Source organism: Bradyrhizobium sp. AUGA SZCCT0431 (assembly GCF_018131065.1).
In the GTDB taxonomy this organism is placed as follows: domain Bacteria; phylum Pseudomonadota; class Alphaproteobacteria; order Rhizobiales; family Xanthobacteraceae; genus Bradyrhizobium.
The window spans coordinates 1-26,191 of sequence record NZ_JAFCLR010000006.1; the positions used below are offsets into that span (position 1 = coordinate 1).

Here is a 26,191-nt window from a genome sequence, read left to right on the forward strand (position 1 = left end):
CAATGAAATCATCAAGGCATTCGGGCAATAGCGTCCACTGCCCACGATCCGCCTGCTCAACGAAGCGCCGCATCAGCCTCCCCCGCAGAATCACGAGAGAATCATAGCAAAGCAGCGGCGTTTTCACACAGCCAGGGTCATTCGCGTCGATTTGACCGGACCACGGCGACTTCCGGCCTACATCGGTGAACGGACATTCTCAGGATAGGCGGGCAGGTCTCAAGGGTGCCAGAAGCGGGCATGGTACCCATTTCGTCGATTACCTTGTCGGCACTTCTAAGTATTGAAGCCAACGCTTGCGAAACCGCGAAACCACGGGGAGCGGCAGAGGATGTGCTGGCCGACAGGGCCAACAGCAGCTAGCCTCTGGGCGTCGATCCCAATTCGCGAGCTAGGCATGCCAAAAATCCAGCGCATCATCGTTCCCGACATCCCAAAGCCAGTCAGCCACTATTGCCACGTGACCCGCGCAGGCCCCCACGTCTGGGTCGCTGGCGTCGTTGGCCAGGCGCAGGACGGCAGCATACCGTCCGACGTTGTTGCCCAATTCGACATCGCCATCGCCATGATGGACAAGTGCCTGAAGGCGGCTGGTGCCGGACCCGAGCATGTCGTCAAGGTGCAAGTTTTCATGACCGACATTACGGAACGACCGAAAATCAACCCGCGCCGCATAGCGTATTTCGGCGAAAATCTGCCGGCCTCCACGCTCGTCGAGGTGAAGGGATTGGTCGATTCGCGAATGAAGGTCGAGATCGAGTGCCAGGCCTACGTTGACTAGGAACGGCGCGTGCCGCCGGCAGCGATGGCACCCAGACGCGTATCGGATTGCGAGAGACTTTCGGCCAATTACAGGATACTTACGACGGTTATAGCGAACTAGAGGACTAGGCGGGCATGCCTGACGCTGTCGAGCCCGATGTCCATGTCACGGGAAAACGATTCATGTGGTCCCAAAACGCGTTCACCGACAGGCTCAATCTCAAGTGGCCGATCCTTCAGGCGCCGATGGGCCGGATCACTACACCTGCACTCGCCGCCGCTGTCAGCAACGCCGGTGGCCTGGGGGGCCTCGGCATGTGGGGCTTTTCAGCCGAGGACGCAGAGCGGCGGATCGCCGGCTTTCAGCAGATGAGCGGCGGCAGCCTCAACGTCAACTATCCGCTCTGGCCGGAACCCAGCATTACCCCTGAAATCAGCGAGCCGATGCGGGCGCGTCTGCAGGCACACTTCGACGCCAAGGGCCTGGGAGCGGTACCCGAGCCAGCAGGTGCGGCGGGTGAAGTGAGCCGCGAACATTTGTCGATGCTGATGCGGGCCAAACCGCAGATGGTGAGCTTCCATTTTGGCCTGCCTGATCGGGAGGTCATCGACGCCATCAAGGACGCCGGGATTTTCATCATCTCCAGCGCCACGACCGTGGCCGAGGCGAGGATGCTTGAGGAGCAGGGTGTCGACGCCGTCATCGCGCAGGGTACCGAGGCCGGCGGGCATCGTGGCACCTTCACCGGTGTCGACATCAGTATGCAACCGGGCCTGTTCGCGCTGTTGCCGCAAGTGGTGGATGCCGTGAGGGTTCCGGTCATTGCCGCCGGCGGCGTGGCCGATGGGCGGACGGCGGCTGCGGCCTTTGTCCTTGGCGCGAGCGCCGTGCAGTTGGGTACGGCTTTCCTGCGCTGCGAGGAGGCCAACGTGCTCGACGCTCACCGCGCGGCGCTGCGCGAGCCCACGGACGCCTGCACTGTTGTAACCGACGTGATTACCGGCCGGCCGGCGCGCTATGTGAAGAACGGACTGATTGAGGACCTCGTGGCCTCGGAGCTGAGGCCGGTGGCGTTTCCCGGCCAGTACAGTCTCACCGCGCCGCTTGGCGGCACGGGAGACAGGGAGCTTACCGCATTGTTTGCCGGTCAATCCGCGGCACTCGCCAGCGACACGACTGCCGGCGCGTTGGTCGACTCGCTTGCGGAAGCGACGTCACAGTGCCTGCGCGTTTTTGCACGTTCCTAGCCCTCTACTCATTTCGATTGCCATATCCACTCGCCGGCGCGCCGATTTTCCGCTCTGGGTCATTCGCGCCGATTTGACCGGACCACACTGACTTCCGGTCTACCTCGGTGAACGGACATGCTCAGGATAGGCGAGCATGTCGCAAAGGGCCATCTTCGGACTCACCAGCAAAGCGTATCTTTATTCGATCACCTCGTCGGCGCGGGTGAGTAGCAGGGGTGGAATTGTCAGCCCGAGCGCCTTGGCGGTTTTCAAATTGATGGCGAGTTGGAATTTCGTGGGCTGCTGGGTCGGCAGGTCGGCGGGGTCGGCGCCCCGCAGAATCCGCGCGACATAGCTCCCGGACTACCGCGTTAAACTCCACAGAGAATAGTCCCAAGGTGGGCTACGCTCTTTTTCGGAAGCGAACGTGGATAACCACCCCGGCGTCGAGAGCCGGATGTAAGCGAAGTCCTAGTCGTGACACTAAACAAACAAAGCGCTATGCCTAGTCGCAGCGACGCTCCTTGCGCGTGATCCTGCGGCCGTCGTCCCGTTCAATCGTGGTAGTCTCCATGCGGCAGCGCTGTCGTGGGCCGACGGTGACACCGCCCCGGCCGACGCCAACTGTGGTGTCGGAGTCGTACCGCCCGCGACGGTCCCTATCGTAGCGGTCGTCGCGGTCCCGCCCGATCTGAACATCGACGCCTTGGGCCATCTTGACGCCTTGGGCCTTGGCCGGAGTGGCGAGGTGGGCAGTCGTCAGCACCGCTGCGGCTGCTGCCACTGCAAGAGTGATCTTCATCATGTGGGAGTCCTCCTTGGGCTTGATTTAGAATTGCCTGGGGCATGATGCTCCCCTACCTCGGTCGCTGGAGTCCGGGAGACGATATCCACTCGCTGATGTGCGAAGCGGTCTCGAGTTGCCGGGCCTTGAGGGAAGTTCGCGCTCCTTACCATGCGGCAGAGTTTTGGCTCGCTCATTGGCGCGGTGCGCTTCCTGCGCCAAGCGTTGCTCGAACGTGGGTTTGGGCGGGTTGAGTTGGATGCTCAACATTGCTGGCTCTCCTGATTAACAGGCGGGAGCATGCAGCACTCTCGGTGATGCGGTATTCTCACACGTCCGGTTCCCAGATACTGGTCAATATTGCTCACATCGGAAAAGTTAAATTCTGCGTTTGGAACGTTAAACTACACAGCATGTTTTGCCTCTGCGCGAATGACCGTTGTGGTCGCCCAAAATCATCCCTTGGAGTGTCAGATGAGCAAACGTAAACCGGCAACGGCGTCAAAGCACGCCCACAGCACGAAAATAGCCGCCCAACGGGCCAATCAGGCTATTATTAGAAGCCCGAAAAACAGCCCCCTGCGCTCGGTTGCGGCAGGCTCGACTGAATCGCCCCCTGAGCGTCATAACGACTCAAAACAAGAGGCTCCCCTTGTTGAGAAACCGGCGACAGCCTTACAAGATGACTGCAAACAGACGATGACGGATAACGATTCAAAGAAAGGGCTTGTTTTTTCTTCAGCCACGGCAAACGTGCGGGCTTATCAAGCAAAGCTGCTGGAAATGGCACAAGCCAACATGCAATTGGCTTTTGAATTCGCCCAGAGGCTTGCGACGATTAGGTCGCCCGTTGAAATTCTCAGCGTCATTGCAGAATTCACAAGCAAGCGGATCGCCATGTTCCAGAAGTATTCGATAGAAATGGCTGAATTAGGTACCAAGCGGTGAAAAAGCCTAAGACCAAGGCCGCCTAGCGAGGTCTTTTTCAAACAGTATCGGTCAATCGCTGATCTGCCGCCGTCAATACCATAGAGTTGGTGATCGATACCGCCCCACATCGCGTCGTCGCTGCGCTTCTGCATGACCGCCTCGCCCTGCGCGAGGTCGAGATCGGCGACCGCCGACGGGGCGAGCAGCGCGACCCGTCTGAAGCCCGGTGACAAGACGGAAACTCACTGCCACCTCTACCGCCCAGTGGGATCGAAATTTGTCTCCGCTAAAAGTCTCCCCAAAACGGGAGTTTCTGCGGTTTTGCCTGGAGACTTTCGGGAGATTCTCGCCAGAGTTGCCATTTTTTGGAGTCTAGAGACGAGTCGGAAACGCGCGAAAAGCCCGAAAAATGCAAGGTTTTCGCCCACAAGGTGCTCGCTATCTCTAGTTGAGCGAGATCGAACCTCCGAATGGCGGAATCAAAATCCGCTGATTTCTCCTTGTTTTTCAAGCGCCCAACCGAACTTTCCCCCTCCGTTCACCCATTGATGTTACTCATGAAATTCGCCCGTTCGGAATTGCTAGCCTCTCAAGGCTGAAAGAGGGTTCGATTCCGCTAGGGAGCGCCAAAGCCCTCCGAGAACGCTTTGGTTTAATTTCACTTTTTGCGCGATTGGCAAACCGGGATCTGATCAGGATCTCATCGCCCCACATAGAAATTCCCTTTATCAGGCCGCACCCGCCCGAATTTTGACTGCGTCGGTTTTCGTCCGATCAGAAACCAGGTTGGCATCGGACCTTTCCCGCGCACTTCGATGATGCCGCGTTCCTCGAGCTCGAAGCAGCCGGCGAGCAACTCACGGGTCCGGGACGCAACCTGAATCTTCCCAGGCTCGCCGGTTGACTCCATTCGCGATGCCGTGTTCACGGCATCGCCCCACACGTCATAGAAAAACTTGCGGGTACCGACAACGCCCGCCACCACCGGACCCGACGCGATGCCCATGCGCACCGGCACCGCGCGACCCTTGGGGTCGACCAACCCGACCAGCGCCACCTGCATGTCGAGGGCGAGATCAGCCAGCGCCATGGCGTGATCCGGCTGCGGGTTTGGCAGGCCGCTCACCACCATATAGGCATCGCCCGTCGTCTTGATCTTCTCCAGGTCGTGACGCTCGACCAGGCTGTCGAGCCGCATGTAAACGCTGTTGAGAAAGCCGACGAGTTCCTCCGGCGTGGTATCGCTTGCGCGCGCGGTGAAGCCCGCCATGTCGGCGAACAGGATCGATGCCTCCGGATAGGCATCAGCAATCGCGACATCCGGGTGATCCTTCAGGCGCCCGGCGATACTCGGCGGCAGAATGTTGACCAGCAGACTCTCGGAACGTTGGCGCTCGCGCTCCGCCCGCTCCTCGGCACGTGTGTACTGCCGAACCGCGTAGAAGACGATACCGTAAAGCGCAGCCGAACTGCAGAGCACGTTGATAACGAAGGTCAGGTGCGACGTTGGAGTGTTGTTTGCATCGCCGATGTGCAGAACGACGAGCAACGCTGCCCCGACGGCACCGATCACGATGGAGAGGAAAACGTGCTCGGCGCCGAGCAGCAGGAGGCCAAGCGCCCCGGCCGTGAAATAAAAGAAGGTTACCCCATTGGTGATGCCAAAGTTAAAGCCGAGCCAAGAGTTCCAGGCATACATGAGGCCCGCCAAAGCGAGCGGCGCAGCCAGCGGGCTGAAGCGGTGCAGCAACGGAGTGAGCCCGTAGGCAAGTGCGACAAGCGCGGCGTATTTCCAATGTGCCATTCCACCGAAGAAGCGCCAGACAGCAAAGAGTGCGATGGTGGAGGCACCAATCCAGGCTGCGATGTTGGTCGCTCGCAATCGTCGGGCCACCTTCTCCGGGTATCGCTCAGTACCGTAGCGAATGTTCGGAATGAGGCGCACGTGCGAGCCCCCACCGCCACGGTGGTCGCCACGCGTGTCGGACTTGGGTTTCGAATGTGATCGGCGACTTTTGAGCTGAACGAACCCAGTCCACGATCACGCGCCTCCCGCCCGCGATCAGCGGGAGGAGCCCACCGCATGATACAGTGTCCGGCCCCCCTCGTCGACAGCGTGGGATGTGCCCTTGCGGGTCCGCATCCGGCAGAGATCTCGGGTCGTGGCCCATTCTGGATTCCCCGGCCGTGGACGCCCGTTGAGATCAAACCGGACATCACAACACCCTGCCGCCCGAGCGACCTTTCCCTCGCTGTCGGAAAAGCTTGCCAACAGCCGAAATAGACTATGTGCAACGGTATGCGAATTTGCCTTTAGAAAACAGTCAACTGGCGAATTTCGCTGCGCCAGATTTCTAGGAGGTCGGTATCGGCCTCCGGCCGCTCTGACGGCCAGAATTTCACTAAAACATCGCGACCTTCGGCATCGCGGGCTCGAAAAATGCCGGGCCGACCATTCTTTTTGTCTGGGCGAACGAGATAATTTCCGTCTTCAGTAAAGCTAGATAAAAACCCTGCTTTCTTTGAGCCGCGCCTCGACGCCATGACAACCTGCACTTTCAAAAATGTCTAAGACTACTAGTCGCAAAGTGAACTACTTTGAACTGGCGGTCTACCGTAACCTGAGAACATACCCGCGGGGGCACACCGAACCCACCGTCGCTCGCCGTGCAGCAAATTGCTTCCCTTTGCGTCAGGCGTAAATCTGGCGGCGCCGAAGCTTTGCGTTAGAACGCCAGCACCGAATCTGCGCTCGCAGCGTTGAAAGGCAAAATTACCAAGCGCGTGTGGTATCGAAAGGATGGAATCGAACTGCCTACCTCGGGCGGCAGTCCTGATCGAACCTGTCTCCGCCGATAATCTCTGCAAAACGGGAATTTCCGCGGTCAGGGCCGGAGACTTTCCGCCATTTTGCCCCTGGGATTGAGAGATCGGGAGCTTGGAGACAAAGTCGAATGCGTGAAAAGCCGGGATTTCCGGGCCTGAGAGGCGCAGGTTGCAAACGATCGCCTGACGCAGGAATGGCTGGCTGGGGACGCAGTGCTGATCGCACCTGTCTCCGCGCAGATTCCCTGCTAACAGGGAATTTTACAGGGAATCTAGCGGTTTGGGAGGCTCGGAGACATGGCAAGTAGTCAGAAACCGCTGCATACAGCCGTTTTCTGGGTCAATTCCCTACTCCAATTAGCAGGGAATTTTTTTGGCCTAACAGGGCTATCCTCGCAACGTAACAGGGAGTTTCGCTGGTCTTTCGATCTGTTGTGTGCTGCTTGCGATGGCGACTGAGGTGGCCCGTCGAACGGGCGTGTCACTCCTGGGAAATTTATAGTGGTCCAAGGATGTCCGATGTGCCCTCAACATCGGACATTGGCCGCCGACTCCGGGATGTCCGTTTTGTGCCAATCGCGGAAGTCGCACTCACTCTTGGCCGAGTGAGACTGCGATGGTCATTCAGGCAGCCCGGCCCTCCTCAATCCTTCTCCATACGGAGAGAGGTCTTCGACCCGCCGATAGGGCACCGCATCTTTGAGATTGGAAACACGTAGCGCGGGATTGAGTCGCCGCAGCCGAGCCACTACCTTCTGTGCTTGCTCCAATCGTCCGGCCATTGCGTTGCTTGCGGCGGAAATGCGTAAACTAGGCTGATAGTCCGAATTATCCTGCAATGCCATTGCCGCCCACGATACCGCTTCGTCATAGCGGCCTAAGAGGAAATGTGCATACGCGGTTCCGGTTCGCATACTCATCATCCGCGGATCAAGTGGGTTCAAGCGCATTGCGCGCTCGAAGCGTTCGAGCGCCGGCTCAGGCTCCCCGAGAAAAGTTTTCACCCATCCACTCAAAAACCAAGCCTCTGCCAAGTTGGAATTGAGCACAAGCGCGCGATCGATTAAGGCGGCGCCTAGCTCGAGATCGTGAGCGCTATACGCTAACGCCCACCCGCTGGCAGCGAGCGCGACCGCGTCATCCTTGTCCAACTCGACCGCACGCTTAGCGAGCCTGATCACTTCGGCAATATCGTTCGCAGTGTCTGGAATCCAGTCGATGCCCTTGGCATAGGCGTAGCAAGAGGCGGCACGGCCGTACGCGGACGCAAAATCCGGGTCGAGTTCGATCGCGCTTTTGAACAGGCGCAATGCCTCCTCATTCGCTTGCCGGCTAGTAAACCGATAAAGCTCGGCCAAACCGCGCAAATAGACGGTATAGGCGTCGAAACTTTCGGTAGGCTTGCGCTTCGCACGCTGGATCTCGGCTTTTTCCACCGCTGGTGCGATCGCCCCGACGACGCTCTCGGTCACCTTGTCCTGCAGATCGAAGACGTCGCTAAGCCCGCCATCAAACCGTTCCGCCCAGAGATACGCCCCAGTGGCGGTATCGACAAGCTGTCCCGTGATGCGCAACCGGTTGGCCGCCTTGCGAACGCTGCCTTCCAACACGTAACGCACCCCGAGCTCGCGCCCGATCTGCTTCACATCGACGGCGCGCCCCTTGTAGGCGAAGCTCGAGTTTCGGGCGATGACGAATAGCGCCTTGAAATGAGATAGCGCCGTGATGATGTCATCGACCATTCCGTCAGCGAAGTAGTCCTGTTCGGGGTCGGAGCTCAAATTGGTGAAAGGAAGTACGGCGATCGAGGGTTTATCCGGAAGCGTGAGGGCGGGTTTCGGCGGTTCCTCCGGGTTGTCGGCGGCAGTTGCGGCTGCAGTACCTTCCGCTTCCCGCACTGTTCCGACAAAGCGGAAGCCCTTTCGCGGCAATGTCTTGATCAGGCGCTGTTCCTCGCCCGTATCACCGATTGCGCTTCGAGCGGCATTCAGGCGGGTCGTGAGTGCCGTTTCGGAGACGATACGGCCCTTCCAAATAGCGTCGATCAGGTCGTCCTTGCTGACGACATGCTCCCTGTTGCGGATCAGGTAGTCTAGCAAGTCGAAGACCTGCGGCGGGATAGCAACCGGTTCAGCGCCGCGACGAAGCTCGCGGCGGTCAGTGTCGAAAGCGTAATTCTCGAAGAGGTAGCGCAAGCTGCCTTTCCCCCAAGCAACCTCCGAACATCGGGGCTCCAATACGCCGGTATGGCAAAGATTAAGCTGCTGGTGAGGAAAATGTAAGGAGCAAGTAAAGCGGGCTTGCCGGCGCCTTGGCATCCTAAGGGCAGACACAACACCCAAGGACACTGCCATGAGCACGATAACAGCACTGGGACTGCGCGCCGTGTTGACCGGGCGAGTCCCCGGCTTCATCAGGGGATGCTGGAACGCACTTCAGGAACGGCGCAAATGCCAAAAGGTGCGGGCCGCCTTGTACGGCCTCAATGGCCGCGACCTGCACGATATCGGCATTTCGCATGGCGACATCGAGTACGTGGCCTCGAACCCGGATATTGACCCGCGAGGCATCTGAATTGCCGTTATTTGGCAGGGGTATGGGGCGGAATTAGCGATTCGCCCGGAGGCCGACTTCCGCATTGAGTCAATCGCGTCGTTTTACCGGTCCGCCGATGGCTTCCGGTTCCCTGAAGCGGACATCGCCATGACCGGTCAGCACGTCTCAAGGGTGCCAGGAACAGACATGCGCCTCACCATTCAACTTCCTAGCTGCTGTTGAGCTAACCGAAGCAAGATGGCTTGAGCTTCGCCAACAATCTCGCGCACGATCTCTGCTGCGGGTTGTCTCTTGTGAACAAGGGCAACACCCTGTCCAGCCCAGAGCGACAACGCATCTATATCTCCCTCGGCATCAGCGCCGGGCGTGTAGGATCGATAGCGCACAATCGACCCGCGTGATTTCGAGTTAGCCACCATATCACCCTCACCGGGGCGCTTGCCCGTTGCCGGGCGTCCGGCGGCTTCCCACGCAGCGACAGTACTATTGCGCAATACACGATGAGGTGCGTTGGGCCAGCCGATGTCAAACAGTTCTTCGAGATAAACGGTATCGTCTTCCGTGGCCTGCAATATTCGCTCGCGATAGCGCGGATGAATGTCGGCCTCATCGCTCGCAAGAAAACGGGTCCCGATCCAAGCCCCCGAAGCGCCCAGTGCCAAGGCAGCAGCAAGCCCGCGGCCGTCGGCAATACTGCCCGCTGCAAAGACGGGAACTGGTCCGACCGCATCGACTACTGCGGGAATGAGTGGCATCGTTGCGACGTTACCACGCACATGGCCCCCAGCTTCCCATCCTTGTGCGACAACGGCGTCAACCCCGCTCGCTACTGCGTGCCGCGCTTCCGCAGCCGTGCTAACGGTGTGGAGCACTGTGGCACCACCAGACTTTGCGCGGGCCACAAGGCCTGAAGGATCGCGCCAGAAGAAGGAGATAACCGGCACGCCCTCCTCCAAACAGGCGTCAAGGCGCTCTTCTTGCGGAAACTCTAAGTTCAGATTGACGGCAAACGGTTTAGTCGTGAGAGCGCGAGTTTCGCGGACCAACTGGCGCAATCTCGATACATCCGCCCCCCACAGCGCAAGTGTACCGAGGCCGCCAGCGTTGCTAACTGCAGCAGCTAGGGCGGGGCCGACTGCCCCACCCATGGGCGCTTGAATTATTGGGACTTCGATCCCAAGCCGTTCACAACCTGCCGTAATCATTGGGTCACTCCATCAGCAAAATACGCATTCTGGACCAATCGTTGGGCAATATTGCCCGAGTTAGCGTGCTGGGCACGTTATAAGTGCCATTAGCAGACCAAGCGCCCGAGCAGATCCTCTAGCCCGATGCCGTGGGGAATGGCGGACGACGATGAAGACGCGTTGATCGGCTTCGCTGGTTCGATGGAGGAAATTGCTGTCCTGCTCAGCCCGGGTTCGCGGGTGCTTCGGTGACGCCCTCGGGAATACCGACCCAAGGCAGTTTTTCGGCACACCAGATATGCAGGTTGGGCGCGAGCCAGTTCGAGTCGTCGAGCGTGCCAGCCTTGATGAACACGATAGCGCCGTATGCCGCGCCGTGGCTGTAGACGTGGGAGCCGCAATCGCCGCAGAAGAACCGATAGAAGGCTTTGCCGCTCGCGCCGCTGTGATCCTCGTAGTGGCGCGGACTGCCCCTTTCGATGCGGAGCGTGTCCTGCGGCACGGCGACGTTCATCGAGAAAGCAGAGCCCGAGTTCTTGCGGCAGGTCCCGCAATGGCAGACCACTTGCATCAGCGGCTCAGCGCCAGAGCGGTAGCGTACGGCACCGCAGAGGCACCCTCCCTCAATCGTCGGCATCGCGTCTGCCTCCCTGCTGTTCACTCCCGTGTGGAAATCCGTGTAACGATCATACCGAGCGACCTGACATTGCTCTAATCGCAATACTATGGTTCTAATATTGCTATGGCCAATATCAGGAAAGTTGATCTCAACCTGCTCGTCGTGCTCGACGCACTGCTCGAAGAACGCAACGTCACGCGAGCGGCCGCGCGGCTCGGCTACACGCAGCCGACGGTTAGCGGCATGTTGATGCGCCTCCGCGACCTCTTTGGCGATCCCCTGTTCGTACGCACCCAACGCGGCCTGCTGGCGACCCCACGAGCACAGGCGCTGACCATTCCATTGAAACAGTTGCTCGATGACAGCCGCCATCTCGTCGCACACGATGCGTTCGATCCGGTTCACGCCGAGGTCACCTTGAGGGTCTCAAGCAACGACTATATGCAGCACGCCGTTCTCACCCCGTTCGTAAAAGTGCTGAGGAGCGAGGCGAGACAGATCCGGCTAGCCATAGTGCCACCGATTATCGAGGGCCTCAGCGACGCCCTCGCACGCGGGCAGATCGACCTGGCGATCACCGCGGCTCAGTTTGCGATGTCTGATCTGCCGTCACGGCTGCTTTATCGCGACCGCTATGTCGTCGCGGTTCGCCGTCAGCATCCGCTCGCGGGCGATGCGGCCATGACTGTTGAGCGCTTATGCGAATACGATCACGTTGTGGTGTCGCCAACAGGCGGATCGTTCGAGGGCGATCAGGCGTTTGCGCGGCTTCAGCAACGGCGCAAGGTTCGCTATTCCCTGTCAACCTTCCTGCTCATTCCGGAGATATTGCAGACGGACGATCTTGTGGCACTCGTTCCATCTCGCCTCCTGCGTCAGAACAATAAGCGGCTGTTCGTGCGCGAGCTCCCTTTCCAAGTCCCCAGTTTCGAGGTGATTGCCGTTTGGCATCCGCGCAACGATAAGGATAAAGCCCATCGTTGGCTGCGTAGTCGATTAGCCGAAATTGCAAAATTCCCGTGATCGAGACACTGCTCGATGTCGCACAAAACGTGGCGCCATTGCCTGGTTCGGCGCAAGCGAGACGCGCCATGCTAGTAAGCGCACAGTTACGGCTTCTGCGCCGCCGCACTCTCGTGACCTGCTGGTGGTTCAATTAGGCTAAGTCGGCTGCTGCACGGGTCGACGCGCGTAATCTAGTAGAGCTCGCGCCGGAGTTCCAAACGCTCGCTCCGTGAGCGTGCGTGTCGCCAGTCCAAATGTCTGCCTTGGGTCAAACTCAGAAATCTGGGCGGGTAACTCAGAAGTCTCCTTTGCCCTCAAGAACGGACATAGAAACACGCAGGCGTCATTGCAAATTATGAGATTTCGTACCGCGCCGCAGCAATTAAGTAAGTCGTGAATACTTATGCATAGCAAACAAATGGCCCGACGATATTGCACGTCGGGCCATTCAAGATCATCCGCCTCGGTTACATCCGCCGAGCCTTCAGATCAAACAACGTTCTTTGATTGCGCCATCTAATTTGGGCAATGATGTGACAACCGCACGGCGTGAAGCGGCTCACATTCGGCACGAAAGCGGCTCGCTTGCGCAGCAGCTCTGACTGATGTCGCGATCCCTCCGCTGGTCGGCTTCAAGTTCTTCGACAATGAGCCGAAGCAAACATATGGCAAGCGGATCAGTTACCTCACGCGACAGAAACTGAACGCTCGATCTGAACTTCCTGCTCTCTGAGCTGGCGATTTGTCATGAGTTGCGCCCTCCGACAAACTTACGCCGAGACGGCAAACTTGTTTCGTTAAAGTTTTCGGATCATTTGAGATGGTTTCTATCCAGTAAACTCGTGCCCGCCTGCTGCTGAACGGGCAACCGGGCTGAACGGTGAAATGGCTCCGACATTCCCAGGATTGGCGGGCACGTCTTGCAGGTGCCGCGAACGGACCTCCTGCGCTGCAGTGGTCAGCCGCTTCATTCAATCACATCGTCGGCGCGGGCGAGCAATGAAGGCGGTACCGTGAGCCCGAGGACCTTGGCAGTTTGGAGATTGATAACAAGTTCGAATTTCACAGGTTGCTCGATAGGTAAATCTGCCGGCTTCTCCCCGTTTAAGACCCTTTGCACATAGCCCACTAGACGTTTGGCCTCAAAAGTCCGACTCGGACCGTAGGACAGCAAAGCACCGCTGTCTGTGAATTCCCGCCACGACGCAATCACTGGAAGACGACGCTCTTGGCCGTGTTGCGCGATCTTCGCGGCAACAACGCCAGTAAGGCGTGACGAGATGACGAGCAGGCCATCAGCGCGGCTTGCTTCCACCCCCTGCAGTGCCGCATCGAGGTCGGCGATCTTGTTTATCGAGTGGGTCGTTAGCTCAAGGTCGAGCGACTGGGCTCCGCGCCGTGCAAAAGTCACTTCGTCATCGAAATGCTGGGGATTAAATATCACCGCAACCTTCCTGACGTTTGGGGCCACTTGCTTGAGCAATTCAATCCGCTTCGCCGCCATTTCATCCGTAAGAAACGTGATCCCGGTGAAGTTCTTACTTGGTCGCGCAAGAGACACGGCAATTCCTGACCGGATGGGGCTATCGCTAACGCCGCCGACGATGGGTATGTTCCCCTTACTTGCCTCAAACAGTGGCTTGATAACATCACCGCCAACAGCGAGCAGAAGGGTGGGCCTCTGGGCGACAAGTTCGGTGGCCAATGCCGCAAGTCGATCCGGCATTCCGTTGGCATAGCGAAAGACGATTTCGACGTTGCGGCCCTCGATGAGTCCGGCTTGTGCGAGTGCGTCCTTCAACGACTGATCGACCGGTCCCATTTTTTTGGCGTCGCCAAATACTAACCACCCAATCCGGGGCAGCGATTTCTGCGCATGCACGGCAAGCGGCCACGCAACCACTGCGCCGCCAACAACCGAAATAAACTCGCGTCGTCGCATCGGAGCCTCGAAGGGTCGAGCAGCCCACGCGTTCAACCTTAGCACCTTGTGAACCACGGTCGGGGATTAATTGGCTTGATGTCCGTTCCGGGTCAAAAGCTGCCTCGACAGCCCCGCAACGCCACTTCCGCTTTGCTTCGACGAACGGACATTTACCGACCGGCGCAGCTGGTCCGTTTCGTGCCCGAAACGGAAGTCACGCGTTACTCAATAACTTCGTCAGCAAGCAGCAAGATCGACATTGCATGCCGTTCGATTGCTCGGATGATGCCAACGCCCATCGGTAACAAGCAAGGACAGGCGGCCCTCTTCGTCTCCTCGCCAGAGCAAACGCCGCATCCGCACGCGAAGTTAGCCGCTAGCACGAGAGTGCTCAGGCGACCGGCAAAAGCCTTGCGTCCGGCCTCGTCGCGTTTACGGTTGATTGTCGGTGCGCCTGGTCATTCAAGCTAGTGCAATCTTGGAAGTGCTCAACGACCGTGGCACTTGCCAGATGCTCCCAATACTCTGCCTCGGCGAGCAGCTTCCAGCTATTGTCAGGATGATATGCAGCACTCTGCCGACACAAAGACGCCATCGCCCGGAGGCGGCGTACAGTTTCCATTCCCATCCTCCCTGTGGTTTTCCCCACCCTATTTTTTATTTTTGCTTCGGAGTCATTATGATTATGACTCAGAACTAAATTTTAGGTTCTCGGCGAAGGCGCGTTTGGTTGCGAGTTGTTTCGCATCGGGCTCACATAGGTCTTCAGATGAGCGCTAATCGCGCCCGCGCCGGTCTGACGATAGGCGCGCCGATCCAATACCGAAGGCTATGCCGGTATCCTGACCACGAGGAAAACGCGATATCTGGATGCGCGCGCCGTGGGATGAGGCGAAGCGCTGCAACGGCCGCTGGCGGAGACGCGCTGCGGATTGCGGCCCGTGGTGCTGACAAAGAAGATCGCGCAGCAGCGGCACGATCAGAACGATCAATCAATGTCCGCTCCTCGCCGGACCTAACTCGGACATCGCGCTACGTCCGAAAGGTGCCAACGGCCGACGTTGCCCGTTCGATGGCCTGCTACTAAGTGACAAACCTGCCGAACTAAGACATCGCTAGACGTTTGCTTCAAACGCTGTTTCAAACACTCACTTTCATCAAACTCATGCGTTCTCGCACGCCTCGGGCGTTACCCATGCACATTTAATTGTTGCGTCCGGCAGCCATTTGCATCTAACCCGCTCGCGATGCTACGTGCGGAAAATCCGTCCTCGCGACCAAGCGTTTGGAGTTTGTTTTTCTGAGTGAAAGTGTCTCGTAAAGTGAGTTCAATATCGTGCGCTTAGAGGAAGCAGATTTAAACCTATGTTGAGACCGCCGCTCCGCTACGCTCCAAATGGAGCAGGCTGCGGATGTTTCACCGCTGGTTCCCCGCAGTGACCGCTCCAGGCGGAATTTCTAACGTCCTTCTTGCAGCGCTGCCGGCGACGGACCTCGATCTGCTGAGGCCCGAGCTAGCGATGGTCGCGCTCGATCAGGACGTGGTCCTTTCGCGCGCGGGTGAGCCGATAGAGTATGTCTTCTTCCCTCATGGCGGGGCCATCTCACTGATGATCGACATGGCGGACGGACAGACGGTTGCCACAGCCGCAGTCGGACGCGAGGGGGCAGTAGGCATGCTCTCGGTGCTGGGGCCGTCCCCGTCAGCCGCTACCGCCGTAGTGCATGCGGCGGGCACCGCCGCGCGGATCTCTGCATCGCGATTTCACGCCGCTTTCAACTGCAGCCCTGCGATCCGGCACGTAGTCCAGAAATACACCAGAGCGATGCTGGTACAGTTCCAGCTCGGCGCGGCCTGCAATGCGCTGCATCCGGTCGAAGCCCGCATGGCTCGCTGGCTACTCCAGCTTCGCGACCGCAACGATCACGACGTACTCCCGCTCACCCAGCAGGCGCTTTCGCAAATACTTGGTGTACGTCGAACGACGGTCACGCTCTTAATGCGCAAACTGCGCGCGCGTGGGGCGATCAGGTCTGATCAACGAGGCCGAATCGAGATCGACCGATCGCGACTCGCGGCGGCAGCGTGCGAATGCCACGACGCCATGCATCTCGAAGTCGATCATATGCCCCGATCTCGCGCGGTGAGTGTCTCAGGAGTTGAATCGGACGGCGTTTCGGCCCGACCGACCAAATTTCCCGCTTGCGGAGGTAAGAGAGAGCGTTAGCAGTCAGCCAATGTCGGCTGCGGGTCAATCGCGTCGATTTTGACATACCCGCCGCATGTCCGGCTAGATGGTAATTTCTGACGCTCGCCGCGCGGACGGGCCCGCGAAAGAAGGCCGCGAGGAAGTATCGGATCGTTCGATGATCTCGCGAAAGAAGATCGCTGCACTGTTGCTTCTCGCGTCAACCGGTGCGGCATTGCCCGGCGAACTGACCGGGCAGGCCAGCATCCCTCATTCAAAACCGCTCTGATCGATGGCGCGATCCCTTCGTAGGTCAGCTTCAAGCTCTTCGATGATGGCCCGAAGCAAACACGAGGCAAGCGGATCAGTAACCTCCCGCGACAAAAACTGATAACGCGCGATCTGAACTTCTTGCTCTCTGATCTGGCGATTTGTCATGAGTTGCGCCCTCCGACAAACTTACGCCGAGACGGCTAACTTGTTTCGTTAAAGTTTTTGGATCATTTGAGATGGTTTCTATCTAGCAAATCCGGCCAACCTGCCTCTGGGTCGGCCGGGCTGTGGAAGCTGCGTTTGCGCACGTGGTTCTGCGCGCCCGCGAATAGCGCCGAGCCGCGCGCGACTGCCAAGATCCGCTTCGGCACTGATAGGCGACTATCGGGTGAACATGGTGATCAAGCCAAAAGCGGCGGTTGGATACTGGGGCAGTCCCGCGGCCGTAGCAGTTCGACAGGTGAATGCCTTAAAACTCATTGGGCAGCGCTTCTAGACGGCGCAACGTGCGAGTGGGCCGCAGCTGGTGTGGAGTATCTTGCCCGCTGGACCGAACTGAAAGTGGATTCGGACCGGCTTGCCTTCGTAGCTTTGATAATCGACCTGGACGCCATCCCCAGTCAGGATCATGTCGTCTAGGGTGAAGGCGGATGCTATCTTGCTTTCGAGCTTCGGCGCCCAGTAAGCCGCAATCGATTTGCGGCCTGTCAGGCTGACGCGCTCGCACTCGCATTCCAAAACCGCGCGCTCATCGTACAGGTAGAGCAAACCATTGAGCTCTCCTAATCGGCAGGCATCGAGCCAGTCCACGACCAGTGCCAGAGGATCGAACACGTCCCTCGAAATCGACATGAGTTTCCATCATAAAGCGGCCGCGCCTCCCCGAGCGGAGTTAAATGTTTCATGATGAATAGGGCTTGAATGCTTTCCCCGTAAAATTACGGGCAAGGATAAGCCGCCCCTAGACAACGTGGATCACGACAGACGCCGGACGCTATCCCGGCGCTCGCCAAGGCTGATCACCAACATCGAAACGACTGTTCCATTTCAAAATTGAAACTAATTTTGTAAGCCACTGATCCCGGATGGCTGCTATCTTCTGATCGGACGAAAAAGTTTGATCCCGAACCTATTTTTCCCGATAGGTCGGCAGCCGCGCTGCTGACAGATCAGCGCACTCCCAAAGACCGCCTTCGGGCGGTCATTTGTCTTGAGATGAAGCGGCCTTGAACCGGGCTGCACTCGCTCAACTGCCAACGCTTTACGCGCCTGCACATCGGAGATCTCGGCGCCGTCCAGTGTCACGCTCAATGCGATCACGACATCAGCGTAAAGGCATCAACCAAAATCCCGGCGGCAACGTATTGTGCCAATGCTTCGGGGCAGCGTCCGCGCCTTGGACCATTGCCCCGCCGCAGCAAACCAACCCTGTGAGCACGGCGCATCAGCTTGGTATTCCCCACGATCCAAACATTCATGGCGTTGATGCGCCTCAAAGAGGCGACCTCCCGACGCGTAGCAGGTAAACAGTTTCCTTCTTAAGTTTTAAGCTCGATACCAAGGTTACAGTTCCTACTCGCTCGTCCACAGTTGGTATCGAGTGCTTGTCGTGCCTTGGCACCGTCGCGGTTTGACGATGTTGGAGAAAGCCTTTTAACTCCAATACGCGCAATCGGTTATGAATTAACCATCCTGGTCACCAGCAGCATCTGCTCTGAGCGACTAGGCATCGCGCGTCAGGGATAGGGGACCGGACCCTTCCCCCAAAATTAGGACTTGCCCCGTCGGGCAAATCACCGGCAAATTACTTCAATGCCGCTTCCCTGAGTTCGCCCATTTGCGATCCCGAGTGGCCCCCTCGATCTTTCAACTCTATGTAGCGGCCCTGCAATCGCATGCGCCGAATGAGAAGCCATGTCTGATGAATCCGAAGTAGGTATCGTGCTCGCCAATGCTCCCCGGCTGGAACGGGCATTCGGGCGTAAACTGGCTGCCGTGATCACCTTGATCAGTCTCTATTTTGCGCGACGTCGTCCAGGGCCGTTAGGGCTGTTAGCGTCGCTTGTCATGATGGCAGTGCTAAGCATCCAGGCGTGGCTCAGGTGCGGCTGGTGAAAACTATGCTACGACCTTTGTCAGTATCGCCTTCGCAAGGTCATCCGAGGTTGCAAACCGATGGGAATCAAGTTTCGGTCGGCAATCCCGTCTGAAACTTAGTTTGCCTTTGGGGATGCGCGCAGGCGGCAACAAAAAATAATCCAAGGGTAGTGTGTTCCCCTCCCTCATGCGAACGGCAAGTACCAAATCCGGAGTGAGGTCTATTCGACGCCTGACCGGCCATCTAAGAAAACCGCCCTCCATGCGCTGGCACCGCACGGGAAGGATGGAAACCTGTAAGTCTGTAGCGACTATGAGCCGGCCTGATCCTTCATCAAATGCCGCCGACCTGCCGGCGCCCTGGATTTTAGATAGTAGATCGTTGGCAACAGTAACGATCATGGCCACAGCGGCGCGACGCGCGTCGTAGCATTTGAAGGCGTCGGGGTGATATCCGATCAGATCGTAAGCCTGTCGCAGACTGCCAAACCGTTCAATGTAAGTCATATGGCAAGGCACGTCGGCGGCGGCGTCGATGATGTTGGCCGAGAGCCGACCTTTCTCAATCCAAAGCGCCCTAAGAATATCCAGCATTTCGCTGTCCGACTTCCAGGCGCGGATCGTTCGACGCGGGCGACCCTCCACAATCCTTCCAGCCGCCTCGAACATCTTTGGCGTGATGATGCCTTCAAAGGCGTTGTCGCGACGAATCCACATTTCAGGTGGGTTGGGTGTCCGCCTGCTCTTTAGCTTACCCGATTTCCGGTTGTAGATGTAACTACCGATGTATTTCTCGCAAGTCAGCAGCCGACGCACCGCGAGCATACGCCACGGTCGGCCAAACTCATTGTAGATGTGCGCTTCATTCAGTTCTCGCGCGATGGCCAACTCTGATTTCCGATCGCGAACGAAAGAACGGAAAACCCGCCGAACCGTCTCAACATCTTCTGCTGGACCCGGCCGAAGAATGACTCGATCTGTTTGCAGAGCCTTTCGATCACCCCGAGCCAAGACAAGTTTTTGAGCTCCAAACTGATCCACGAGCACGCGCTGCAGACCAAAACCGGCTGTTCCGCCTTGCTTGAAGCCCTGTTTCGCGACGCGGCAACTTCCAGCAAAGACCTTGACTGATAGATCGCGGCTGTAGTCGCCGGCCCCGACCCGTTTCAGAGCCTTCAAGATTGCGGACGCGAAGCTATCATCGTTCTCAAACTGCTCTGCGCAATAAAGGACCCGGACGCCGGCTTGCGTGCAAATGAACTCGTAGTAGGCGCTCTCGTCGATATTCTGGAACCGACCCCAGCGGCTGATGTCATAAACCAAGACAAAATCAAACTCCGCCTTATGGTCGACGATGTCACTTATCAGGCCTCTTAGCCCTATGCGGTTTTTGAAGCGCAGCCCGCTGCGAGCTTGGTCGATATACGTCCGGACGATTGTCAGATTGCGTTCGAGCGCGTAGGCAGCGATTGCTGCTGTCGAATACCGTTGCTGATCCGTAGACATGCGGACGTACTGCGCTGCTCGCCGGCCGATTGTGCCGTTTCCAGGAATTGTTTCGCGCTGCATCGTCGGCCAGTCCGACCACAGATCCAAGGGTCATGCTGGCCGAATTGCGTTTGCGCGCCCTTACACAAACGGGGCAATATTGACCCCAATTAATGTTAGTCTTGCTGATTATTGGAGGCTCAGCGAATGTCTGATCAAGCGGTCGAAATTCTGATTACGAATGCTATCCACACGGCTTTCATCAAGTACCCCGAGGGCGATGGGGGGCCGAATCTGGATTATGAGTGGATAGCGCCGGACCAGAGCACTCACATCGCTAAGGCGATCCTTCAGGATCTTGCGGCCAACGGATATCAGATCGTGAAGAAGGTCGCCGGTGCCCGTTAAGCATGAAAAAGCCAAGATAACGGCCGGTGCCATCACCGCAGTCGCTATCGTCGGGCTGCTCGCGGTCATCGCGCTGGGGTTTCTGATGGTGCCGCCACCGTGAGGAACAGGCCGCCAACTGTAGCGGCCCTCTTGGTCAGCCTAACTGCCGAGCCGCCGCCAAGAGTAGAGCTGCAGCGACAGCGAGCGCCACGGCAATGAATACGCCCTTCAGGAGCCCTTGACCCGAAGTGGGGACAATGAAAACAGTGGCTAATATGGCCAGGCCAGCGGCCGCGGCCCCAGCGCGCCTGGCGATGCACTGGTGCCGCCCGTGGCAACCGCAGGCAACGGCGGTTGCCAATGGGTCAGCCAAGTTATCGCAATCGGTTGATCTTTCCGAACTAGTTCGGAGTCACTCGGTTGGCCTCTTTCCTTGCCACGCATCGTTAGCGCACCTTTCGCCGCCGATGACGGTGGGGCGCACGGTGAGAGTTTCGGGATCATCTCTCATAATCCGGATGCACCCACTTGTAAGGCGTGATCTCGCACGTCGCGGTTGTTTGATCAAACGCACCGCACGGATGCGCACTGGTTGAAGGGCCGCCGGCGCGGCAGGGGTAGTCCTTGTCTGAATGAAACCCCTCATTTGTCTGCAATGTCTTCTGATTGAGCTGTCATATACGACGTTGCTATTGTGAGAAGGTGCACGGCTGCAGTCCCTAGCTGTAGCATCTCTTCATCCATCGTATAGGCGGCGGCGGCACGGCGGTATGCGATGGCTACGGTTGCGTAGGCATCTGTGATCAATCCTTTTATTTCATCGTTGTCATCTATACCTCGCCGTACACGCACTTTAACGACCTTCAGCGCTACTTCGGCAGAGGCTTGAGCAAATTGCACACTTTCCAACTTCGAGTCAGTAATACTCGGCTGGCACCCTGCAGCCGCTCCGGCGACAACTTCATAGTATCGTCGTTTTTGGATTTCATCCGAAGACAAATAATCTCTTAAGAAGCGTCGAACCCGCGGTTCGAGATATTTACGATCCTCTCGGATCTTTCCTCGCTGCCTATTGAGCCTGAACCAGCTAAACACCGCTATCTCTGTGCGAATTTTGGAGGCGCGCTTGAGAAGGGTGACGCAGCAGCCGATTCAAAGTTCCTATTACAATTTTGGATTATCGTTGCTCCGGACGTTTTCTGGAAGCCGGCTCCTGCAAATAATCGCCGTATACAGTGGTTTACTTTCGTAAATCGCGGCCAAACCGCCCAGCTCTGAGACATTTATAACGAGAACGCGTGATTGCTCGCCTTGCGGATCAGAAGTTGCTTTCTGATCCCAACTCCGTTTGCATGGTAAGGATTGTGACCAAGATCAGCGAACGATATAAGAATTTATCCAGCTTAGCGAGGCGGTGGAGGTCGACATGAGGACCTCTAATATTGGGATCCAGCGATTAGCGTTCGCTCTGGGAATAGGCCTGCTTATAAGTTCTGCCGCCGCTGCCGACACCTATCCTATTAGAGGGGTGTGGGTAGCCCGAAATCGTGATTTTCCAATCGGACAAAATGAAGCTTGTTTTACCGTAAGACTGTCAGGCGTTGAAGCCGTGGCTAGGAAACTCATTTCTGAGATGCTCATATTTAACGAGAACAAGCGATACGAGGTGAAACGGAACTTACAGACCGTCAGCACGCTGGTTTCCACGAAGCCAGCAGAGGGCGGTTACTGGGTGACTGAATTTCCGGATGTTCGCAAGCGCTTCTGGTTCAGACAGAAGGTCACCTACTTTCTGACGATAATCGATCCGATGACCATAGAGATTAGACACAATGCACATAAAACAAGATTTGTGAGTTGTGGACCACGAGGCAGGTTGCCGATTTGAGCGAGTCCAGCAACAAATGACTGGCCGTTCGCGCCGACAAAAATCGGATGAGGATCGGGGCGATTGCCAAGACGTGGTAGCGCCGGCGAGACCGCCAACCACAAACGATGGTGCATAGCCCTCAACCGTTACCTTGCCGGGAGCGGCGTGAACTTGTGTCCGAGGGCCTCCGTAATGGCCGCAAATATTCTTGTCGCGGGTGAAGAGCAGACACTGTCACGCGGGTCATTGGCAAGAGTGGGCGATTCAGCGCAATTGCCGGACGCGATGTCGCTGTTAGTCTGCACCACTACGGTAATGTCGCTGGCGGCATGATAATACACGGCAGTGTTGTAGCCCGGCAGTTCACCGGTATGTCCGACCCAACCATCGATGCAGCCGATCGCGATGCCATAGCCGGCGGCGCCGGGAATGGATTTGAGTCGCTCTTCCTGCGTCTCGGCATTCAGCAAACCTTGGCCGGTGCCCAGTGCGCGGCCATATGTCAGGAGGTCATCCATATTCGAAATCATCTCCCCTGCGGTCCAGCCCCAGGCAGGGTTCCAGAAAGTGGCATTGCTGGGCGCATCCGGCTTGGCAAAATTGCCTTGTAGCGTGAAACCCTCTGCATAAGGTACGGGCAGTTTCGGCGATTGGCCCGGCCATGACGTGTTCAGCAATTTGAGGGGCTTGAACACCATTGCCTCGAATGCCTCGGCCACCGGCTTCCCCGTCACTTTCTCGATGACCATACCGAGCAGGATTGTATTGGTGTTGGAATAGTCGAACTGGGCGCCCGGCGCAAACAATGGAGATGCGGCGATGCCAACCTTGAGGAGCTGCTCGGGGGTGAAAACCGTTTCAGGCTTGGCAAAATAGGTGTCGGTAAATTTGGCGCTGCGGGTATAGCTGGCAACGCCGCTCGTCATGTTAGCAAGCTGACGCAGCGTAATGGAATCTCCATTGGGGACTCCGGAAATATACTTCTCGATCGAATCCTCGAGCGAGAGTTTATGGTCCTGCGAAAGTCGCATAATCACCGTACCGGTGAACGTCTTGGTGACGGAGCCGATCCTGGTGTGCATAGCAACCGTCATTGGTCGGCCAGCGCTGGGATCGGCCATACCATAAGCGGCGGTCCAGGTACCCTCAGGCGTGCGCACACCTACAACAGCGCCCGGCGTGAAGGCCTTGGCGAACGAACTCTGCGCCGCCGCGTCGACCTTGGCCGTAAGGTCCTTCGGCAAGGTCGCCTTCATCATCATGGGCGTCGGCATACGCGCTACCACTTGGCGAATGTCACTGATGCAAGTGCCGCCATCGGCCGCTTGGGCCGGCGTTGAAACGAGGCCTCCAAAGAGGATAACAAAAGCAACGACCCGGGCTCTGGTCGGCGGGCTATCAACATTTATACGCACTGCTGTCTCCCTCCTTCGATTACATAGCTGCCGACTTAGCGGGCCATTCGCTGGTCTCGTTTTAGCGGGCCCAGGGATTTTAGCGGCAAACCTCACGGCGGCTTTAACGGACATCGGGAGAATTCCGCAAATGGATTGTAGCAACTGTCTTAAGCTGCCGCGCGGCCTGCCTGCCATAGCGCGAGAACATCTTGGCGCGCGATGCCGCGGGTAATGAACACGATGCGCGAGCGGCGATCGGCGTCGGGCCACTCGGAGAGGGCGACCGGCGGATGGAAGACATGGTGAACGCCGTGGATAACGACCGGTGTCTGCTCCCCGCAGAGATTGAGAATGCCTTTGACCCGCAACAGATCCTCGCCGCGTGCGCCGCGCAGATACGCCAGCCATTGCGAAACCGTCATCCAGTCGAGCGGTTCGTCGAAAGAGACCACGAAGCTGGTGATCCCTGTATCGTGGCTGTGATGGGTGTGATCGTGGTGCTCGTGCGCCGGCTCGCGGGATCCTGCGAACGACTGCTCGTTGAGCCAGCGCGCAACGTCGATCGCTTTTTTCTCGGGATCGATCAGGGCGGCACCGAATAGCCGCTCCGGATCGATCTCGCCATGCGTTACGCGTTCGACCCTCGCGCCGGGGTTGATCTGGCGGAGACGCTGCTCCAATACGGCAATATTGCTGACCAAATCACATTTGGTGATTAATAGCCGGTCGGCCAGCGCCACCTGCTTCACCGCTTCATATTGATGGTCGAGCTGGTGAATGGCATTGGCGGCATCGACCGTCGTCACCACGGTATCGAGCCGCAGGAAATGCGAGACCATTGGATTGTTCAGCAGCAGTTGCACGATCGGGGCTGGGTCTGCCAGACCCGTCGTCTCGACCAGAACACGACGAAATGGCGGTACCTCGCCGCGATCGCGTTTCACCAGAAATGCGCGCAGCGTCTCCTCGAGGTCGCTGCGAATTGTACAGCAAATGCAACCGCTCGCGAGCACGGCGACCTCGCCATCGACGCGCTCGACCAGGAGATGGTCAAGACTGACTTCGCCGTATTCGTTAATGATGACGGCGCTGTCGCGCATGGCGCCGTGGCGCAACAGGCGATTGAGCAGCGTGGTCTTGCCGCTGCCGAGAAAGCCGGTGATCAATGATACCGGCAGCCGCTCGGCTGATTTGTCGCTCTCGAACAGGCTCATCGGCGCGTCCCATCCCGTCTTATTTTTGTCGCTGGACAACAGCCTAGCGGAGGAGGAGCATACCGAAAATGGTTTTTTTAGCCCAGCAAGGGCACAACCTGGGAGAGAACGATGGCCGATCCAGTCAGGGGTGAAGAACAGAAAGGCGGCGAAGAGAAGCAAGCCGGTATCGCAGAAACCGATCGCCGGACCTTGCTTCGCACCGCCGGCCTGGCTGGTGCTGCGGGCGCGGCGCTCGCAGGCGCGATGCATGGCAAATTCTCGCTGGCACCGATATCCGAAGCGCAGGCGCAGACGGCCACCCTGCCCAAAAACGTCACCGGGCCATGGTGGCCGTCGAAATGGGGCAAGGACGACGAGGCCGGCTCGTCCAACCACATCACGCCGGCAAAGGTTCTCGATGCCGCGAAATGGATTAAGGACGGCAAGATCTACAAGATCGGCCGGGTCTACGAGCAAGGCATGCCGCTGTTCGGAGCGCGTGCGTTCTCGCTGCGCATTCCCGGCGGTCCGACCGGCGGCCCGTTCGGCGACAACAAGCTGGTCTACCATGACGAATTCCTTGCCACCGAGATCGGCCAGACCGGCACGCAGTTCGACGGCCTCGGCCATATCGGCATCCAGTTGGGCAAGGACGGCGACAAGAGCGAGATGCGGTTCTACAACGGTCACACCGCCCAGGATATCAGCGACGCCTACGGCCTGAAGAAGCTCGGCATCGAGAAGCTGAAGCCGATCTTCACCCGCGCGCATCTCATCGACATGGTCGCATTGAAGGGCGGGATGATGGACGCCGGTCAGGAGATTTCCGCTGCCGATATCAAGGCGGCGCTGGCCAAGCAAAACATCCCCGAGAGCGACATCAAGGCCGGGGACGCGATCATGTTCCATACGGGCTGGGGCTCGCTGTGGATGAAAAACAATGATCGCTTCAACAGCGGAGAGCCGGGTATCGGCCTCGACGCTGCCCGATGGGTGATCGAAAAGGACCTCGCGCTCACCGCGGCCGACACCTGGGCGGTCGAGGTGGTCCCGAATCCCGACAAGTCGCTCGCCTTCGTGGTCCATGCCGAACTGCAGACCAAGCACGGCATCCTCAACCACGAGAACCTGATCTTCGACGAGCTCATCGCCGACAAGAAATATCAGTTCGTCTATTGCTTTACCCCGTCGCCCATCAAGGGCGCCACGGGAAGCAACGGCTGCCCGATCGCGATTACATGACGAGGTCGCATTGGAGCGTGGGCGGGCGGACCGCCCACGCCGGTGCAATTTTCATGATGCGAAATGTCAAGCTTGCGCTGGGAGCGCGCCCACTTGCAACGCGGCGAGCTTTTTGCCTGAAGGCAAGATCGGAGAAGAACCGTCGTCCCAAATGTGCATGCGCTCAGCCAGAGCGAACTTAAACGGATTGGCTCTTTGCATCGTGCCCGGTGAAAGAGCAAAAGCC

The 26,191-nt window shown here is 58.0% G+C and carries 23 protein-coding genes and 1 pseudogene; 8 read left to right on the forward strand and 16 right to left on the reverse strand.

The features are described 5' to 3' along the window. The first annotated feature begins 397 nt into the window (after positions 1-397). Together JQ567_RS06995 and JQ567_RS07000 are read left to right on the forward strand one after the other, a co-directional pair. Positions 398-781: a RidA family protein gene (locus JQ567_RS06995; protein ID WP_212438135.1), complete on the forward strand. Its 384-nt coding sequence runs from the start codon at positions 398-400 to the stop codon at positions 779-781. A 116-nt stretch (positions 782-897) separates the two neighbouring features. After that, positions 898-2,010, forward strand: a complete 1,113-nt coding sequence (locus JQ567_RS07000; RefSeq protein WP_249165299.1) for a nitronate monooxygenase family protein — start codon at positions 898-900, stop codon at positions 2,008-2,010. 180 nt (positions 2,011-2,190) lie between these two features. Here the strand turns inward: JQ567_RS07000 and JQ567_RS07005 are convergent. After that, positions 2,191-2,346: pseudogene (locus JQ567_RS07005) on the reverse strand (ABC transporter substrate binding protein); the annotation flags it as partial. Between the two features lie 151 nt (positions 2,347-2,497). Further along, a complete protein-coding gene (locus JQ567_RS07010; protein ID WP_212438136.1) occupies positions 2,498-2,797 on the reverse strand; it encodes a hypothetical protein in 300 nt (99 codons plus the stop codon). A gap of 453 nt (positions 2,798-3,250) precedes the next feature. On the opposite strand from JQ567_RS07010, the gene JQ567_RS07015 reads away from it, so the two are divergent. Further along, positions 3,251-3,724, forward strand: coding sequence for a phasin family protein (locus tag JQ567_RS07015; RefSeq protein ID WP_212438137.1), 474 nt, complete (start codon positions 3,251-3,253; stop codon positions 3,722-3,724). Between the two features lie 682 nt (positions 3,725-4,406). Here the strand turns inward: JQ567_RS07015 and JQ567_RS38600 are convergent. The 3 genes from JQ567_RS38600 to JQ567_RS07030 form a co-directional block, all read right to left on the reverse strand. Beyond that, entirely contained in the window at positions 4,407-5,651 is a 1,245-nt protein-coding gene (locus JQ567_RS38600; RefSeq protein WP_212438138.1) for an adenylate/guanylate cyclase domain-containing protein, read from the reverse strand. Between the two features lie 368 nt (positions 5,652-6,019). After that, positions 6,020-6,250: a hypothetical protein gene (locus tag JQ567_RS07025; protein WP_212438139.1), complete on the reverse strand. Its 231-nt coding sequence runs from the start codon at positions 6,248-6,250 to the stop codon at positions 6,020-6,022. A 902-nt stretch (positions 6,251-7,152) separates the two neighbouring features. Continuing rightward, on the reverse strand, positions 7,153-8,727 hold the full coding sequence (locus JQ567_RS07030) for a winged helix-turn-helix domain-containing protein (RefSeq protein WP_212438140.1): 1,575 nt from the start codon (positions 8,725-8,727) through the stop codon (positions 7,153-7,155). 157 nt (positions 8,728-8,884) lie between these two features. Between JQ567_RS07030 and JQ567_RS07035 the strand changes: the two genes are divergently transcribed. Then, complete coding sequence (locus JQ567_RS07035; protein WP_212438141.1) at positions 8,885-9,106, forward strand: DUF1127 domain-containing protein; 222 nt, start codon at positions 8,885-8,887, stop codon at positions 9,104-9,106. A 182-nt stretch (positions 9,107-9,288) separates the two neighbouring features. Here JQ567_RS07035 and JQ567_RS07040 read toward each other — a convergent pair whose 3' ends face one another. Continuing rightward, the gene (locus JQ567_RS07040) at positions 9,289-10,293 is read right to left on the reverse strand and encodes a nitronate monooxygenase family protein (RefSeq protein ID WP_212438142.1); all 1,005 of its coding nucleotides are present in this window, start codon (positions 10,291-10,293) and stop codon (positions 9,289-9,291) included. A gap of 205 nt (positions 10,294-10,498) precedes the next feature. Continuing rightward, positions 10,499-10,912: a GFA family protein gene (locus JQ567_RS07045; protein ID WP_212438143.1), complete on the reverse strand. Its 414-nt coding sequence runs from the start codon at positions 10,910-10,912 to the stop codon at positions 10,499-10,501. 105 nt (positions 10,913-11,017) lie between these two features. Here JQ567_RS07045 and JQ567_RS07050 point away from each other — a divergent pair, with 105 nt between their 5' ends. Further along, positions 11,018-11,917, forward strand: a complete 900-nt coding sequence (locus tag JQ567_RS07050; protein WP_212438144.1) for a LysR family transcriptional regulator — start codon at positions 11,018-11,020, stop codon at positions 11,915-11,917. A gap of 949 nt (positions 11,918-12,866) precedes the next feature. Here the strand turns inward: JQ567_RS07050 and JQ567_RS07055 are convergent. Further along, positions 12,867-13,841, reverse strand: a complete 975-nt coding sequence (locus tag JQ567_RS07055; RefSeq protein WP_212438145.1) for an ABC transporter substrate-binding protein — start codon at positions 13,839-13,841, stop codon at positions 12,867-12,869. A gap of 758 nt (positions 13,842-14,599) precedes the next feature. Further along, complete coding sequence (locus JQ567_RS07060; RefSeq protein ID WP_212438146.1) at positions 14,600-14,815, reverse strand: hypothetical protein; 216 nt, start codon at positions 14,813-14,815, stop codon at positions 14,600-14,602. Between the two features lie 444 nt (positions 14,816-15,259). Between JQ567_RS07060 and JQ567_RS07065 the strand changes: the two genes are divergently transcribed. Next, positions 15,260-16,051, forward strand: a complete 792-nt coding sequence (locus tag JQ567_RS07065) for a Crp/Fnr family transcriptional regulator (RefSeq protein ID WP_212438310.1) — start codon at positions 15,260-15,262, stop codon at positions 16,049-16,051. Positions 16,052-16,282: 231 nt separating this feature from the next. Here JQ567_RS07065 and JQ567_RS07070 read toward each other — a convergent pair whose 3' ends face one another. From JQ567_RS07070 to JQ567_RS07085, 4 genes are all read right to left on the reverse strand, one after another. Further along, positions 16,283-16,450, reverse strand: coding sequence for a hypothetical protein (locus JQ567_RS07070; RefSeq protein ID WP_212438147.1), 168 nt, complete (start codon positions 16,448-16,450; stop codon positions 16,283-16,285). 327 nt (positions 16,451-16,777) lie between these two features. Continuing rightward, the gene (locus JQ567_RS07075) at positions 16,778-17,137 is read right to left on the reverse strand and encodes a nuclear transport factor 2 family protein (RefSeq protein ID WP_212438148.1); all 360 of its coding nucleotides are present in this window, start codon (positions 17,135-17,137) and stop codon (positions 16,778-16,780) included. Positions 17,138-17,601: 464 nt separating this feature from the next. Further along, positions 17,602-17,781 carry a hypothetical protein gene (locus tag JQ567_RS07080; protein ID WP_212438149.1) on the reverse strand — a complete coding sequence of 60 codons (180 nt, stop codon included), beginning with the start codon at positions 17,779-17,781 and terminating at the stop codon, positions 17,602-17,604. A gap of 622 nt (positions 17,782-18,403) precedes the next feature. Continuing rightward, entirely contained in the window at positions 18,404-19,951 is a 1,548-nt protein-coding gene (locus tag JQ567_RS07085; RefSeq protein ID WP_212438150.1) for a recombinase family protein, read from the reverse strand. Between the two features lie 126 nt (positions 19,952-20,077). Between JQ567_RS07085 and JQ567_RS07090 the strand changes: the two genes are divergently transcribed. Beyond that, the gene (locus JQ567_RS07090) at positions 20,078-20,278 is read left to right on the forward strand and encodes a hypothetical protein (RefSeq protein ID WP_212438151.1); all 201 of its coding nucleotides are present in this window, start codon (positions 20,078-20,080) and stop codon (positions 20,276-20,278) included. A gap of 624 nt (positions 20,279-20,902) precedes the next feature. On the opposite strand, the gene JQ567_RS07095 is transcribed toward JQ567_RS07090, so the two are convergent. From JQ567_RS07095 to JQ567_RS07105, 3 genes are all read right to left on the reverse strand, one after another. Next, entirely contained in the window at positions 20,903-21,355 is a 453-nt protein-coding gene (locus tag JQ567_RS07095; protein ID WP_212438152.1) for a hypothetical protein, read from the reverse strand. 921 nt (positions 21,356-22,276) lie between these two features. After that, entirely contained in the window at positions 22,277-23,545 is a 1,269-nt protein-coding gene (locus JQ567_RS07100) for a serine hydrolase (protein WP_212438153.1), read from the reverse strand. Between the two features lie 149 nt (positions 23,546-23,694). Continuing rightward, entirely contained in the window at positions 23,695-24,993 is a 1,299-nt protein-coding gene (locus JQ567_RS07105; protein WP_249165301.1) for a GTP-binding protein, read from the reverse strand. On the opposite strand from JQ567_RS07105, the gene JQ567_RS07110 reads away from it, so the two are divergent. Continuing rightward, positions 24,988-25,965, forward strand: a complete 978-nt coding sequence (locus JQ567_RS07110) for a cyclase family protein (protein ID WP_249165302.1) — start codon at positions 24,988-24,990, stop codon at positions 25,963-25,965. The two genes, JQ567_RS07105 and JQ567_RS07110, sit on opposite strands and share 6 nt — an antisense overlap. Positions 25,966-26,191: the final 226 nt, after the last annotated feature.

Excerpts from the sequence above, each read along its gene's own strand:
- JQ567_RS06995 (WP_212438135.1), top strand. The coding sequence starts at position 398 with ATGCCAAAAATCCAGCGCATCATCGTTCCCGACATCCCAAAGCCAGTC.
- JQ567_RS07000 (WP_249165299.1), top strand. The coding sequence starts at position 898 with ATGCCTGACGCTGTCGAGCCCGATGTCCATGTCACGGGAAAACGATTC.
- JQ567_RS07010 (WP_212438136.1), bottom strand. The coding sequence starts at position 2,797 with ATGATGAAGATCACTCTTGCAGTGGCAGCAGCCGCAGCGGTGCTGACG.
- JQ567_RS07015 (WP_212438137.1), top strand. The coding sequence starts at position 3,251 with ATGAGCAAACGTAAACCGGCAACGGCGTCAAAGCACGCCCACAGCACG.
- JQ567_RS07025 (WP_212438139.1), bottom strand. The coding sequence starts at position 6,250 with ATGGCGTCGAGGCGCGGCTCAAAGAAAGCAGGGTTTTTATCTAGCTTT.
- JQ567_RS07035 (WP_212438141.1), top strand. The coding sequence starts at position 8,885 with ATGAGCACGATAACAGCACTGGGACTGCGCGCCGTGTTGACCGGGCGA.
- JQ567_RS07040 (WP_212438142.1), bottom strand. The coding sequence starts at position 10,293 with ATGATTACGGCAGGTTGTGAACGGCTTGGGATCGAAGTCCCAATAATT.
- JQ567_RS07045 (WP_212438143.1), bottom strand. The coding sequence starts at position 10,912 with ATGCCGACGATTGAGGGAGGGTGCCTCTGCGGTGCCGTACGCTACCGC.
- JQ567_RS07050 (WP_212438144.1), top strand. The coding sequence starts at position 11,018 with ATGGCCAATATCAGGAAAGTTGATCTCAACCTGCTCGTCGTGCTCGAC.
- JQ567_RS07055 (WP_212438145.1), bottom strand. The coding sequence starts at position 13,841 with ATGCGACGACGCGAGTTTATTTCGGTTGTTGGCGGCGCAGTGGTTGCG.
- JQ567_RS07070 (WP_212438147.1), bottom strand. The coding sequence starts at position 16,450 with ATGACAAATCGCCAGATCAGAGAGCAAGAAGTTCAGATCGCGCGTTAT.
- JQ567_RS07075 (WP_212438148.1), bottom strand. The coding sequence starts at position 17,137 with ATGTCGATTTCGAGGGACGTGTTCGATCCTCTGGCACTGGTCGTGGAC.
- JQ567_RS07085 (WP_212438150.1), bottom strand. The coding sequence starts at position 19,951 with ATGCAGCGCGAAACAATTCCTGGAAACGGCACAATCGGCCGGCGAGCA.
- JQ567_RS07090 (WP_212438151.1), top strand. The coding sequence starts at position 20,078 with ATGTCTGATCAAGCGGTCGAAATTCTGATTACGAATGCTATCCACACG.
- JQ567_RS07110 (WP_249165302.1), top strand. The coding sequence starts at position 24,988 with ATGCATGGCAAATTCTCGCTGGCACCGATATCCGAAGCGCAGGCGCAG.
- JQ567_RS07105 (WP_249165301.1), bottom strand. The coding sequence starts at position 24,993 with ATGCATCGCGCCTGCGAGCGCCGCGCCCGCAGCACCAGCCAGGCCGGC.